Below are 14,142 nucleotides of genomic sequence, written 5' to 3'. Positions count from 1 at the left end.
ATTGCCGCAATATTAATCATCCATTGCTGCAAACTATGTTGTTCTCCTCCTCACCATATATTAGACGATTGCTATCATTCTAATCACTGCAGATTTATAAAAAGTAAAAACACCTTTACGTTGGACGATTGGTTTACCCACTCGCTACCTACTTAAAGGTGTTTCTTGTTGTAAAAAATTATTTCGTTAAATCAAATCGTCTAGTAAAGCTACTTCAATTGATCAATTCTTGAATCTAACGGATAGAAGATAAGATTAATCGGGAATGAAGATCCTGCTGGAGGACTAAATTCAATCGTTAGTTTTTTATCTTTCGTCGATGTTTGTCCAAGTGATACAAATCCGTCAAATGGTGTTAACACACCAGACGATGGTACACGAACAAACTGTCCGTTCACTTTGAAAGCACCTTTGAAAGAGCCTCCTCTTGCATTTAATAATACCGTCATATTGCCTGGATTATTGATCGTAATGCGATAAACTGCACCATAATTACCGGATAAAGTAGTCGGAACATCACGTTGCACATCATATCCACTAATGAACGGATCAGCATTACCATCACCGATAACAAGTCTTTGTAATTTATTCGTGCCTACTTTAGACAAATCAAGATCTAATTGAATATCAGAAGCTTCAAATGTTCCTCTAACATGACCATCATAAGCTAATTTATTAAGTGAAAGCATTTTGGAACTAGCTGTTGTATCTGCCGCAAATGTAATTTGTAGCGGACCTGTCGCTTCAACATCATACATCGTATTAATTCCGTACTCAGGGAAAAATGTAGGGAACTGACGGTAAATGATTGTCTCACCTGGTTTTACAACAAATTCTTCAGTGATCTTATTATTCATTAAGAAATCAATCGGAGCTTCACTGCCTAGTAGCATTGCATATTTCGATGGGAATACTTCGCCAGCATTTGTCGTTTTCAATGTTACTGGCTCAGATCCATTATTCGTCGCTAAAATCGCGAACTGCATGTTTTTCCCTGATTTATTAACATGGTTAGCATACAAACGAGCTTTACCATTAATATTATCTTGATATAAAATCCCTGAAGTTCTAATATTCTCCGGACTATCGCTTACAAGCAATTTACGAGAAGTATCATATGTTGATTTTTTAGAAGTTTGTGGGAATTTTAAAATTTGCGAATTAAATTCGGAATCTGTTGCTTTAATGTATGAACCTGCTTTACCAGTGTATACACCGTATTCAAACTCATCAAACATGACGCTATCCGTTACAACGATTTTTCTTGTATATGGTTTGCTTTTATTTCCGCTTTTATCAGTAGCTACAAGAGAAACTTCATACGTACCCGCTTCAAAGAAAGCATCTTTTTTCCCTGTCCAAGATAAAGCAACAGACTCTGAATCTGGATCGTAGCTTAGATTCGTATAATTAATCGTTTCACCAATCTCATACTTTTCTTTATCTACAGCGAACTTCGCAACTGGAGTTGAACCAAGTTCTTTATCATAATTATCTTTAGCTTTAGGTACATAAGTTACTGTAACTTTTTTCTGCTCATTATTATAAGTATACGTTGCCCCCATAACATCGCAAAGCCAAGTTAATTGCACCATTATTCTACCATTAATCATACGAGCGATATTATTGTTAGGCTGCTTCACACCATCAAGCGTAATAATATTTTTATTAGTATCTAGAACAATAACATGGTCTTCTGTAACCATTTTGACAGAACGAGACGCTGCATTATAAGTTACATCCATCCCAAATGTATCACCTAAAAATTTGGCAGGTAAATATGTTTTTCCTGAGATTGCCGTAGCAGGTGAATCTAAAGTTACTTGCTGGCCATTACGAAAAGCTTCCTTCTTGTCCAAATAGAGAACGACTTGAGCTGTACTTGTTGCGATGGCACTTGCGATATTTTGCTGTGGAATGACAAATGCCGAACTTGCTAGAATACTAGTACTAAGAACTAATGCTACCCATTTTTTACGCATTGTTAGCCTCCTGATGCTTTCCTTTAACTTCGCTACACTCTTCACATATGTGAAAGTCGTATTTGAAGTAAATTATGTTTTGTTATTGCTCATGTTGTGATGAAACTGCCTTGTAAACCGAATTGTACACAAGCTCTGCAAGCTGACAGCCTATATCTGTAGCTGTTCCTGCATACAAATGCTCGTGAACATAACTTTGTTGTTGTGATGAAGCAATGACTAAAGCATCCGTAGTTGTTCCTGTAGCAATTAGTCCATTGCTTTGCTCTATAATTCCATAGTCAGCAAGCGCGGCACATTTGGCTTCTGTTGCCGTTATGAGACTATTAATGATTGCAGATTCACTTAATCGCCCATCAATTATGACAAATATGTTAATCGTACCCGCATGATATGCTGGATAAGTTTGACGAGGTGTTCCTGCTCGTGCCGCATTGGACGTACCAGATGTTACGAGAACAAATAAACTATAATCCTCTTGACGCCATTCTCCAATTACTGCATCAGCTAAATTCGCCGCTGTCATTAAACCTATCGTATATTCTTTTGAAAGTTGCTCACTAGCAATGAATTCAAGCATGTCATTGATAGGATCATTGCTTTCATAATAAAGTGGTACTCGGTAATTGACAAAGGCATTAGCGATATGTACTCCACCATTCCATACACTACTACTGATCACTTTCAAAGGCAGGTCACTTTCGATCACAACACTATTATGACGATATTTAGCGGACAAATGTTGCTGAAACTGTGAAGAAAACTGATGAATGCCCTGTCTGAACGGCTGAGTAATCGTATACTGCAACGTGTTACTTTCCATATCATTACAATTCATCAACAACATCCTTTCTATACTTTGATAGAATTGTGGATAAAACAGTTAGACATTGGATGTTTTGTTGCCGCGACTTAATCGCTAAACGTATATATGAAGATTCTAATCCTTTGAATGTGCTTGCATCACGAATTAGTACACCTTGCATACCCATTAACTGTTGCAACTCAGACGCGGAGATATCGTAACCGTAGGAGAGATCAACTAATATATAATTGGTGACCGTTCGAAAAGGTTTAACATGTAAGGCGACAAGTTGCTCGTACATCCAATTTACTTCTTCAACTAGCCAAGATTTTGATTGGTTAGCAAATGAATGATCTTGTAAAACAGCATGACCAATAAATTGGGCTAATGAGTTTACACTCCATGGATACTGCATTTGCTTCATAAGTTCCAATTGCTCTGCCGCGCCAATCATATAGCCTAGTCGTATACCTGGTATCGAGTAAAATTTCGTCATCGAACGAATAACAAAGAGATTACGGTATGTGTTAACTTTGGAAATCCAGCTCAGCCCATCTTCATCTAGATGAAAATCTAAAAATGCTTCGTCTAGTACAACAATAGCACCTGATTGAAGTAAATTCGTTACCATCTTTTCACTAAGTAATTGCCCTGTAGGATTATTTGGATGGCCTAGCATGTAGAGTTCAACCATTTGTTGTTCAATTAATTGTTCTACTTGTTGTTCATTCGGAGAAAATCCATGATCTGCATGACTTTCGATATAAGTGATTTTGCAATCAATCTTCTGTAATGCTTGTTCATATTCGATGAAAGAAGGCGCAACAATTGCTGCAGTTTTCGGCTTAATATAACGAATGATAAGATCAATTAATTCTGCTGCTCCATTACCTACGATCACTTGATCAGTGTGAACTAGATGCTTTTTTGCAATTGTTTCTCTAAGCTGGCGGTTGGCTGGATCAGGATAGTTCGTAATATGTTGCATATACTGCGATAAGATATCAGCTACGACTTGAGGTGGTCCTAACGGATTCATATTGGAGCTGAAATCTAATAATTGATCTTGTTCAATATCATATAGTTCGGAAGCAGATTGCAAATCACCACCGTGTCCGTATCTTTCAAGCAATTGTATTCCTCCTCCCTTTATTTCCTAGTCGTTACGTAAACATACTATGTGATATCGTTTCTGACTTTTTCTATCTATTTCGATATTGAATGACAATGATCATAATCAAATGCAATTATATAATGGTGTAGATAAACATAACAGCGATCACTAAATTAATACTTTCAATAATCTCTGTCATCGCTCCATACGTATCCCCTGTTAATCCATCCAATTTAGCTTTCATCCACTTCGCTACGACCCAGCCGACAATTGCAGATATCATTGGTAATAGTAGCGCTAACCAGAGAAAGTCTTTGTAACCAGAAATGTTAATAACATAAAACATTAATGGCATTAAATATAAAAATAAAGACGTTGTCGTGGCTGCACTAACATACTGACGCTTTATGCCATGAAACATAGATGCTAACCCATTGCTGCGCGCAGGCTTCCAACTCGAAACTGCTATGACCATCCACCATCTGCTCCACATCGATGTCCCTACTATAATTAATACTAACCAAACGATAGAAAGTTGCTTATTTGCAACTTCTTGCAACAGATAAACTAGAGCTGCCCATTTTAGCGCTATATTGATAATTGCACTTATGACGCCAAATGCTCCTACTCTACTATCTTTCATAATCTCTAACATCTGATCTTTACTTCTACGACTTAATAATCCATCCGCACTATCCATAAGCCCATCTAAATGCAATCCGCCGGTCAAAGCAATCCATAATATGACTAACAATAACGCACCCAGCATTGGCGGAGCTACATAGCCGATTCCCCATCCACAAATACTAACGATTAACCCTATCAATGCACCAACAACAGGGAAAAAGATAACACTTTTATGTAGAATGTTTTTTTCGAATTCGATTTGCATACGAATAGGCAATATCGTGAGAAACTGTATTGCTGCTACACATCCATATACATATTGTTTTACTTGTTCACGCTCATCATTAACCAAACTGCGATCACTCCTATTAAAATCCAAATCCGTACACCGTATAATACGTTAATACTCATCTTAATATGAATCGCTTGTAGTTGCCGAGTTGGCCAACCTAGTCGAGCACGTTCATGCCACTCTCCAAAGTAACGATTGCGTCCACCTAATTCAATATGAAGTGCTCCCGCAACCGCTGATTCAGGAATACCACTGTTAGGACTAGGATGTTTTTTTGCAAAAGTAACAATTGCCTGATAGCTTTTTCTTCCATCAAGCTTTGGATGCAACCATGCAATCGTAACAATAATTAGTCCCGTTATTCGAGCTGGAATATAATTAAGTATATCATCTAGTCGTGCAGAACACTTTCCAAAATATTCATACTTCTCATTTCGGTAACCAACCATGGAATCTAGCGTATTACATGCACGGTAGACCATCGCAAGAGGTGCACCACCAATTAACGCCCAAAAGATAGGGGAAATAAAAGCATCTACAATATTTTCTGCAATCGTTTCAACAGTTGCTCTCGTCATATCGCTTTCATCCATTACTTCACTATCTCGACTAACAATGTAACCAACATATTTGCGAGCATTGTCCATATCTCCACTTATCAATGGTTCATAGACTAGATGACCTGCATCCCTTAAACCTTTCACTGCAATCGTTGTTGATAATAACCACGCTGACACAATATAAGCTAGCCAAGGATGTACTGCATAAGTGATTACATGAATGCTGACCATTATACTTGCCACGAGTACTACTGTACTACCAGTAAGTAACATCCCTCTATACAGAAGAGAGCGATTACTATAGTTGCGCTCAGGATGATATAGTTTCCCTTGTAGCCACTTAATCCATCTTCCCATCCAAATAACAGGGTGAGTTGGCCATTTCGGATCTCCGATTACCCAATCAATGACAATGGCGGCAATAATAATAAGTAGCCATTCTTGCAAGCTATACCACATGACTATTCCTCCAGCTTGTAAGCCAACGTTTTCAAATCAATCGGAATACCTGCAGTAACGAGAAATACTTTATCTGCTAATGCAGCAATCCGTTGATTAAGGCGACCTGCTTCATCGCGGTACATTCTGCTTAATTTATTCATCGGTACAATGCCATTACCAACCTCATTACTAACAATAACAACAGCGTAAGGATAATCTTGTAAATATTGAAGAAATGAATGGATCACTTCGAGTAACTTATCATTTCCCTCATGTTCCACATCTAACTCCATAAACCAATTACTTAGCCATAATGTCATACAATCAATCAATATGACGGGCTCTTGAACTGGATTACTATCTACCGTATGATTACGAATGCTTTCTAGACATTGTGTAAGTTGTAATGGTGCTTCCCAAGTTGCCCATTGAAAAGATTCATTGTTGCGTTGTTTGCGATGTAATGCGATACGATCAACCATCTCTTGATCAAATGCTTGCGCGGTTGCAATATAGATGCCATGTGTTGATAACGATCTTGCAAATTGTTCTGCAAATTGACTTTTGCCACTACGCGCGCCGCCTGTTACGAGTGTGATCATCTGCTTAGTCCTCCCGACCATCAATTCCAGCACTCGCGAATGTTGCCATCTCTTGCATTAAGCTTAAAGCAGCATCGATGAAGTGAAAACATAATACAGCTCCTGTTCCTTCACCAACTCGAAGATCTAATTGAATCATCGGTTGCAAGCCTATCGAAGCAAGCGCATGAACATGACCTTGCTCTTGGGATTGATGTGAAGCAATCATATATCGAGCAGTATTTCCACTTAACTTCGCAGCAATTAATGCTGCTGCCGTTGAAATATAACCATCAATAATGACTGGACAACGGTGTTTAGCTGCTCCGATCATTACACCAACTAAGCCGGCTATTTCTAAACCTCCTATTTTAGCGAGTACATCTAGAGGATCCTGCTCATTAGGTGCATTCACTGCTATAGAACGTTCAATAATATTAATTTTGTGCATTAGCATCGCATCATTAATGCCTGTCCCTCTACCTGCTGCTGCGGTAGCATCAATATTAGCTAGTACACTTACGATCGCAGCACTGGCCGTCGTATTACCAATTCCCATCTCACCAGTAGCAAACATGCGGACGCCTTGTCCATATTGTTCTTCTACTACGTCGATTCCTACTTGAATAGCCTGAATTGCTTCCTCACGCGACATTGCAGCACCTATTGCCATGTTTGCTGTTCCATACCTGATTTTGTGAGAACGTAATTGAGGATGTTCAAGCTCAGCTGCTACACCAATATCTACACATACAACATTAGCATGAGCGCCTCTTGCAAGCACATTAACTGCAGCTCCACCACTTAAGAAGTTATGTACCATTTGCGGAGTAACCGATTGTGGAAATGCGCTAACTCCTTCGTCACACACACCATGATCACCAGCCATAATAATGACCGTTCGTTTACTAAGATCTGGCCATAACTGTCCAGTTATAGCGGCTAGTTGTGCCGTAATAACTTCTAGCTTTCCTAGACTTCCTGGTGGTTTCGTTAATTGATCTGAATGTTGTCTTGCTTGCTCTGCATAATGTTCCTCAGGTAACTCAATATGTGAAATATATTGTTGTAGTTGTTGCTCTGTCCACTTTTCCATAATAATCATTCTCCTTTTGTTTGCGTTAACAATAACTGTGGTGATTGGTTGATTGGATGCTGAATGATAACGGTAGATGCATTGTACATTTCTTTTAATCTTTCTGAAGTTAGCACAAGCTCAGCTTTACCTGATGCTATAATTTGTCCATCGTACAAAGCTAATAAATGATCGCAGTATAGAGCAGATAAATTCAGATCATGCATAACCGCGATAACTAATAACTGCTTTTGTTGCTGCCAACTTTTCACGACATCCATAATGATTTGCTGATAACCAATATCCAGATAGGTTGTAGGCTCGTCAAGTAATATAATCTCCGGTTGCTGTACAATTAATTTGGCCAGAGCTACACGCTGACGTTCTCCACCGCTCAATTGATCTAATGTACGACAAACAAGATTAGTTAATCCCGTTAATTGAATCGCTTCTTCAATAATACCATCTATATTAGTCTTTTCACCACCAAGCCAACTTTGATATGGGAATCGCCCCATCTCAAGCACTTCGCGCACTGTAAAACCAAGCGGCGGAAGACCTCCCTGCTGTAACACAGCAATTTTCTGAGCAATCGTTTTACGTGGAAAGCGATGAATAGGTTGATCTTGAAACAGAACAGAACCCGTTGTTGGCTTTCTAATTCCAGCTAAAAGTTGAAGTAATGTTGATTTACCAGCTCCATTAGGACCAATAATGCCATAAAATTGATTCATTTCAAAAGAAAAGTTTAAATCTTGAAAAATATCAATCGATTCATAAGAGTAGCTTAGTGAATGTGCTTTAATCATAAGGATTGAACACCGCCTTGCTTATGGTTTTTCTTAGTTAATAAATATGCGAAGATTGGCGCTCCAAGTAATGCCGTAACAACGCCTAAAGGCAATTCCTTCGGACTTAGCGCTAATCTAGCGATCGTATCTGCCATAATCATATAAATTCCACCGCCGATAGCAGATAGTGGAATAAGAATCCGATAATCTGGACCAACCATCAATCTTATGAGATGCGGCACAACAAGCCCTACAAATCCTATAACGCCTGACACAGATACAGCCGCAGCAGTTAATAATGTACATACAATAAGCACAATAATCTTACTTCGTTCAACATTGACGCCCATATATGCAGCTTCACGTTCGCCAAGAGCTAATAAATTCAAAATTTGCCCAAAGTACATAATAATCGGCAAAGTAATAATTAAAAATGGGAATAGTATGTAGACATGCTCCCAGCTTTTCATAGAAATAGAACCCATAATCCAAAACAGGATTTCATTCACGACGCCGTTAGACATCGACACCATTAATGAGACAAATGAGCCAAGGAACGATTGTATAATAACTCCTGCTAGAACCAGTGTCTGAATCTGCATTGCGCCTTGAGATTTGGCTAATGCAATGACACCAAATAGAGTTACAATCCCCGTCCCAAAAGCAACAAGTGGGATTGTCCATAGACCAAGTAACATCTGATAACCCATTAAAATAATAAATGCAGCACCTACTGAACTTCCTGAAGCGACACCAAGTGTATAAGGATCAGCTAGTGGGTTACGAAGAACCCCTTGGAAGCCGACACCTGCCAATGCTAAGCATGCTCCTACTAACGTTGCTAGTAGTACACGAGAAAGCCTAACTTGCGTGACAATCGCTATCTCGCCTTTGGAATAGAAATCTTGCGCATCAGCATTAAATGGAAGTGAATGCCACAAAATCCCCCATACATCGGCAAACGAGATGTTTGATGAGCCGAGGGAAATCGCTGTAATGATCGTTATAAAAAGAAGGAGCATTGCTGCTCCTCCGTATCCGATTAATTTCTTATTCATATTATTGAAATAGCTCTGGATGAATGGCTGCGGCAATTTCAGATAATCCTTGCGCTACACGTGGACCTACACGAACTAAAGGATCATTAGTAACCATAACCATCTCATTATTTTTCACAGCATCAATCGCATCCCAACCAGGGCGTGCCTGAATACCTGCTAGAATAGAGCTTTGCTCCTCTCCAAAATCAGGATAAATAATAACTGCTGGATTTTCAGTAATAACTGCTTCAGCATCAACCTCGAACCAACCTGGTTGGCTATTTACTACATTAATACCACCCGCAATCGTTACAAGATCATCTAGAAATGTGCCAGAACCCATAGTATATCCTGCGTCAAATTCTAAGTACACTTTACGCGGGTCAACATTTGCTACTTTAGCAACGATATCCTCTTTCACTTTGTTCATCTCAGCAGTAACTTCTCCAGCTTGAGTCTGTGCATCTAATAATACGCCTAGTTGATTAATATGAGCAACTACTTCGTCGTATGTAGCTGGGTTAGATGCATACACCAAGACTCCTTGCTCACGTAATTTCGTGATAGCTTCACCATTCATTCCCGATGAAGCTAATACGATATCCGGTTGCAATGCCATTACAGCTTCTATATTAGTAATGAAATCGCCCACTTTTTCAATATCTGCTGTTGCTGCCGGATAATTGCTATATTCATCTACACCTACAACATTATCACCTAAGCCGATCGCAAATAGAATTTCTGTTTCACTTGGTACAATCGATACGATTGCTTTAGGACTTTCTGTAAGAGTTACTTCTGTATTCGTTGCATCAGTTAATGTTATCGGGTACGCTGACTCGGCGGTAGTTGCGCCATTCGTATCTTCAACTTGTTGATTCTGCTTATTACTTTCTGCTGCATTATTGTTACCACATGCAGTAAGTGCCAACATCATAACTAGCATCAATACCAGTACAACTTTATTGCTTTGTAGAACTTTCTTCACATTCGAAATCATTTGTTCCTATCCCCTTTTTCTTTATTCAATTTCATAAGCGTGTACAACAAAATAAAGCGTCCTCCGATGTTGGAGACGCCTGTACTTAAATGATTTTTTACATACCAATTAAGTCTATCCAACATCTCCTAAATCCACGTAGGAATATGCTTATTCTTTCCTTAGGCAGGTCTCCTGACTTGAATGAATCGTAATATCGTCTTCCCAGATCATTGATATCCAGTGACAATTAATATTACTTCGATATACAACGTATATCCATTCTTACAGTGGCGGGTCCGCGCTGGAATTACACCAGCTTCCCTTTTCATCTATGATGTCATTTACATCATAGAACCTAAGTACACGCTATTCAATTGTTTTACTGTCTTACTATACACGATTTTACTATAAGATGTCACCTATATACATAAAGAGCAAGCTCCGCTACATATAACTTATTAGTTATAATATTGATTCAACCAAAGCTATGTAACATATGAATAATAAATTAATGCTTTCGACGTCGTTGTTCATCTCTAAAAATGATAAAGAATCATACCTACTATTTTAGGAGGGATCTTGTGAACAAATGGAAAACTAGACTGTTTATCCTGCTCATATTCGTACTAGTATTTGGTGTAGGGTATAGCTATATCGTTGCACAAGGTACGAATGTACTAGATCAATCACTCCAGAAACAAACCACAACGAGTGAAACATCAATTGGTACGTTACAGTTTAATATAAATCATAATGACGCTGTTGCTCTTACTAATAGTGCGTTTACATTAAAGCTAATGCCAGATTCAGCTTCTGGTTTTAATTCAGATTCAGATGCAACCCTTAACAGTTTAGACCAACTAAACGGTAATTCGCTACCATCAAATACGAAAGTAACGGTTCATCTTAATATGTTGACAATGGATTGTGGAACGATTCAATTCACGATGACGCCCGATGAGCAAGGTATCTACCACGGCGAAGGAATTCCTGTTATGTCTGGACTTTGGGTGGCTACAGCAACAGTTACTTATGATGATCAACCCCAAGACGAAGCGATACAATTAGCTTTTACATTTAATGTAAAGTAAATCTCACTTGCTTAAGATGTTGCTACAAGTATAGCTTCTTATACTCTGAATAGGCACGAAGATGAATCTCTTTAGCCCGCTTCTGAGTTATTTCTTTCAGCTCAGGTATTTCCTCTGCTTCAATGTAGTCAGCAAGTACATCAATGACATCATCCAATAGTTTTGCACGGAAGTAGAATTGTAACCTCTCGAATAGTTCTTTACCTGCCAACGTTAAAACTAATTCACTCCAATATGACCACTCTTGTTCATTATATTTCGGCCATAATAGAACGGAATAATCCATTGCCGCATCGCCTCTTACCGTTAAGTCATCCCAATCGATAATCCAGCAATCATGATCATTGTCTACTAATACATTCTCCCCATTCATATCGTTATGAACGACATCTAAAGCTTTTTGCTGAAATGAAGCTGTTGAACGTACTAGTTGTTCTAATGCTACTACTTCATTCTCAAACCAATTTATTGAATCTGATGTCACGAAATTAAGCAAATGTTGCTTGGATCTAATGATGTTTAGATCTTCTAGGAATCGATTGATATATTCCTCTTTGAATGCATCTGCATAAGAGTAGTCATGTAAGTCGTCTTGCATATCTTCTTGTAATTTGTTTTGCACTTCATATTGATCATCGTTCCGAATCATTTGTTCGATCTCTTTATCTCTATGTAATTGATGTAGTAAATGCAATATATTCTCAGTGATTGGTTTTGAATTAGAAACAGAACTTAATGATTTCCCCTCTATAAATCGAAACACTAATCCATAAGTGTAGCCTTCTATTAGTTCTTCTGTAATCTCTCCTATCAATCTAGGAGCCTTATAATGTATAGATAAATGTTCGCTTATTGATGCCCACTGTTTAAGACGGTGGGCTTTTTCGGTTCGTGCAAGTTTAATATGTATCGTTGTTTCGCCATCAGTTACGCGGTAGGACTGATTAACAAAACCACCTGGATTATAAATATAACGAACTCCTAATTTTGATCCATCTAATCCTAATGATTGAAAGTTTTTTGCGACCCACAACTTAATCTGATTCTCATTGAAATTCAGCTCCAATGTCATTCATTCCCTTTATATAATTGGTCAGGTAGATTGTACATTTCTGTTCATAGAATAACATTCTGTGTTGATTTGATTCAAATTTAATGCACATAGCTAAAGATACCTCCAAGCAATACGAAGCGTTATGCTGATCGTATACTTGGAGGTATCTTCAATTACTTTTTATAACTATTTTATTTGTTTTGCAAATTATTTTAACCTTCTTTACTTTCGTACTTATTTGTACGTCGGTAACCAGCTACCATGCGCCTCGATCAACTCGTCGCAAAGTGCAATAATTTTATCCATAGATAATTCAGCTGAAGTATGAGGATCAAGTAAAGCGGCGTGATAGATATGTTCCTTTTTACCGGTCATTGCAGCTTCAATCGTTAATAGTTGGGTGTTAATATTCGTTCGATTGAGTGCAGCTAGTTGTGGAGGAAGATCTCCAATAAATAATGGTTGAACACCATTAGCATCAACTAGACACGGTACTTCTACACAAGCTTCTTTCGGTAAATTCGTAATAAGTCCTGTGTTCATGACGTTACCGCCAATTTTAATTGGAATATTCGTTTCGATCGCTTCCTTAATATAAGATCCATATTCATGTGTACGCGTATGTTCAAGACGAGCATTGTTCATAATCTCATCCCGCTTCAGCTTCCACTCATTGATCTGATTGACACAACGACGAGGGTATTCATCAAGTGGAATATTGAAACGCTCGATTAGTTCAGGATATTGCGACTTAATGAAGTACGGATGATATTCAGCATTATGTTCACTAGATTCCGTAATATAGTATCCAAACTTGTCCATCAATTCATAACGAACCATATCATGATGTTTTTCACTCTGTTTCAAACGAGCAAGACGCTTAATCTCAGGATAAATATCTTGACCATCCTTTGTTATTTCAAGCAACCATGCCATATGATTTATCCCTGCAATTTTGGATTTGATGCCACTATTATCAATTCCCAAATGTTTCAATAAATCTTGAACACATACTTGCACACTATGGCAAAGTCCAACCGTATTAACTCCACCATGCGTATTCATCACATTCGTTAATACAGCCATCGGATTACTATAGTTCAAAAATAATGCGTCTGGACAAACTTCATTAATATCTCTAGCAAAATCCATCATTACTGGAATTGTACGAAGATTTCTGAACAGACCGCCTATGCCAACAGTATCAGCAATCGTTTGACGAAGTCCATACTTCTTCGGAATTTCGAAATCCGTAATCGTACATGGATCATAACCGCCAACTTGAATCGCATTAACGATATAAGTTGCGCCACTTAAAGCTTCCTTACGATTATGATAAGCTACAATCCGGCATGTACTGCCCGCGACTTCACATACATTTCTTAATATAATTTCAGATTCTTTCAAACGAGTCGGATCAATATCGTATAATGCCAATTCAAAACCTTGTAATGAAGGAGTCAACATCACATCACCTAGTACATTTTTTGCAAAGATAGTGCTTCCTGCACCTAGAAAAGTTATTTTAGACATTAATAGTTCCCTACCTTTCAAATGGTATAATAGCTGTTGTTATAAGCATTTCTCCTTTATAATATATCTATTATTTTCAATATCTGATATAGATTTTTCGAATCGTTATATGGACATTTGTAGTTTTCTTATAATTTACGTTTACTAGTTAAAGACAACACTTTTACAGAAATA

General features: G+C 38.1%; 13 protein-coding genes and 1 riboswitch. Of the genes, 1 reads left to right on the top strand and 12 read right to left on the bottom strand.

Annotated elements, in window-relative coordinates; all coding sequences use genetic code 11:
- Positions 1-209 precede the first annotated feature (209 nt).
- The 10 genes from NAG76_17135 to NAG76_17090 form a co-directional block, all read right to left on the bottom strand.
- Positions 210-1,982 (bottom strand): stalk domain-containing protein, encoded by a 1,773-nt coding sequence (locus tag NAG76_17135; GenBank protein URN93542.1) that lies wholly within the window; start codon positions 1,980-1,982, stop codon positions 210-212.
- Between the two features lie 82 nt (positions 1,983-2,064).
- The gene (locus NAG76_17130; GenBank protein ID URN93541.1) at positions 2,065-2,820 is read right to left on the bottom strand and encodes an adenosylcobinamide amidohydrolase; all 756 of its coding nucleotides are present in this window, start codon (positions 2,818-2,820) and stop codon (positions 2,065-2,067) included.
- Positions 2,810-3,919, bottom strand: a complete 1,110-nt coding sequence (gene cobD / locus NAG76_17125; GenBank protein URN93540.1) for a threonine-phosphate decarboxylase CobD — start codon at positions 3,917-3,919, stop codon at positions 2,810-2,812. Before cobD ends, NAG76_17130 begins: the two co-directional genes overlap by 11 nt.
- A 115-nt stretch (positions 3,920-4,034) precedes the next feature.
- A complete protein-coding gene (gene cobS, locus NAG76_17120) occupies positions 4,035-4,880 on the bottom strand; it encodes an adenosylcobinamide-GDP ribazoletransferase (GenBank protein URN93539.1) in 846 nt (281 codons plus the stop codon).
- Positions 4,853-5,839, bottom strand: a complete 987-nt coding sequence (gene cbiB / locus NAG76_17115; protein URN93538.1) for an adenosylcobinamide-phosphate synthase CbiB — start codon at positions 5,837-5,839, stop codon at positions 4,853-4,855. The genes cobS and cbiB overlap by 28 nt, the downstream gene beginning before the upstream one ends.
- Positions 5,840-5,841: 2 nt before the next feature.
- Complete coding sequence (cobU, locus tag NAG76_17110; GenBank protein ID URN93537.1) at positions 5,842-6,423, bottom strand: bifunctional adenosylcobinamide kinase/adenosylcobinamide-phosphate guanylyltransferase; 582 nt, start codon at positions 6,421-6,423, stop codon at positions 5,842-5,844.
- Positions 6,424-6,427: 4 nt separating this feature from the next.
- Positions 6,428-7,498 (bottom strand): nicotinate-nucleotide--dimethylbenzimidazole phosphoribosyltransferase, encoded by a 1,071-nt coding sequence (gene cobT, locus NAG76_17105; protein ID URN93536.1) that lies wholly within the window; start codon positions 7,496-7,498, stop codon positions 6,428-6,430.
- A 5-nt stretch (positions 7,499-7,503) separates the two neighbouring features.
- Positions 7,504-8,286 carry an ABC transporter ATP-binding protein gene (locus NAG76_17100; protein URN93535.1) on the bottom strand — a complete coding sequence of 261 codons (783 nt, stop codon included), beginning with the start codon at positions 8,284-8,286 and terminating at the stop codon, positions 7,504-7,506.
- The gene (locus tag NAG76_17095) at positions 8,283-9,326 is read right to left on the bottom strand and encodes an iron ABC transporter permease (GenBank protein URN93534.1); all 1,044 of its coding nucleotides are present in this window, start codon (positions 9,324-9,326) and stop codon (positions 8,283-8,285) included. The genes NAG76_17100 and NAG76_17095 overlap by 4 nt, the downstream gene beginning before the upstream one ends.
- A gap of 1 nt (position 9,327) precedes the next feature.
- The gene (locus tag NAG76_17090; protein ID URN93533.1) at positions 9,328-10,308 is read right to left on the bottom strand and encodes an ABC transporter substrate-binding protein; all 981 of its coding nucleotides are present in this window, start codon (positions 10,306-10,308) and stop codon (positions 9,328-9,330) included.
- A 146-nt stretch (positions 10,309-10,454) separates the two neighbouring features.
- A riboswitch (cobalamin riboswitch) is annotated at positions 10,455-10,664 on the bottom strand.
- 207 nt (positions 10,665-10,871) lie between these two features.
- On the opposite strand from NAG76_17090, the gene NAG76_17085 reads away from it, so the two are divergent.
- Positions 10,872-11,381 carry a hypothetical protein gene (locus NAG76_17085; protein URN93532.1) on the top strand — a complete coding sequence of 170 codons (510 nt, stop codon included), beginning with the start codon at positions 10,872-10,874 and terminating at the stop codon, positions 11,379-11,381.
- A gap of 22 nt (positions 11,382-11,403) precedes the next feature.
- Here NAG76_17085 and NAG76_17080 read toward each other — a convergent pair whose 3' ends face one another.
- Together NAG76_17080 and NAG76_17075 are read right to left on the bottom strand one after the other, a co-directional pair.
- The gene (locus NAG76_17080; protein URN93531.1) at positions 11,404-12,447 is read right to left on the bottom strand and encodes an aminoglycoside phosphotransferase family protein; all 1,044 of its coding nucleotides are present in this window, start codon (positions 12,445-12,447) and stop codon (positions 11,404-11,406) included.
- A gap of 222 nt (positions 12,448-12,669) precedes the next feature.
- Positions 12,670-13,968 carry an alpha-glucosidase/alpha-galactosidase gene (locus tag NAG76_17075; GenBank protein URN93530.1) on the bottom strand — a complete coding sequence of 433 codons (1,299 nt, stop codon included), beginning with the start codon at positions 13,966-13,968 and terminating at the stop codon, positions 12,670-12,672.
- Between the last annotated feature and the right edge of the window lie 174 nt (positions 13,969-14,142).

It is taken from the genome of Candidatus Pristimantibacillus lignocellulolyticus, from assembly GCA_023639215.1.
Taxonomy (GTDB): Bacteria; Bacillota; Bacilli; order Paenibacillales; family Paenibacillaceae; genus Pristimantibacillus; species Pristimantibacillus lignocellulolyticus.
This window is presented reverse-complemented; position numbering and strand designations above follow the sequence as displayed.

Excerpts from the sequence above, each read along its gene's own strand:
- NAG76_17095 (URN93534.1), bottom strand. The coding sequence starts at position 9,326 with ATGAATAAGAAATTAATCGGATACGGAGGAGCAGCAATGCTCCTTCTT.
- cbiB (URN93538.1), bottom strand. The coding sequence starts at position 5,839 with ATGTGGTATAGCTTGCAAGAATGGCTACTTATTATTATTGCCGCCATT.
- NAG76_17100 (URN93535.1), bottom strand. The coding sequence starts at position 8,286 with ATGATTAAAGCACATTCACTAAGCTACTCTTATGAATCGATTGATATT.
- cobT (URN93536.1), bottom strand. The coding sequence starts at position 7,498 with ATGGAAAAGTGGACAGAGCAACAACTACAACAATATATTTCACATATT.
- NAG76_17130 (URN93541.1), bottom strand. The coding sequence starts at position 2,820 with ATGAATTGTAATGATATGGAAAGTAACACGTTGCAGTATACGATTACT.
- NAG76_17135 (URN93542.1), bottom strand. The coding sequence starts at position 1,982 with ATGCGTAAAAAATGGGTAGCATTAGTTCTTAGTACTAGTATTCTAGCA.
- NAG76_17075 (URN93530.1), bottom strand. The coding sequence starts at position 13,968 with ATGTCTAAAATAACTTTTCTAGGTGCAGGAAGCACTATCTTTGCAAAA.
- cobU (URN93537.1), bottom strand. The coding sequence starts at position 6,423 with ATGATCACACTCGTAACAGGCGGCGCGCGTAGTGGCAAAAGTCAATTT.
- NAG76_17090 (URN93533.1), bottom strand. The coding sequence starts at position 10,308 with ATGATTTCGAATGTGAAGAAAGTTCTACAAAGCAATAAAGTTGTACTG.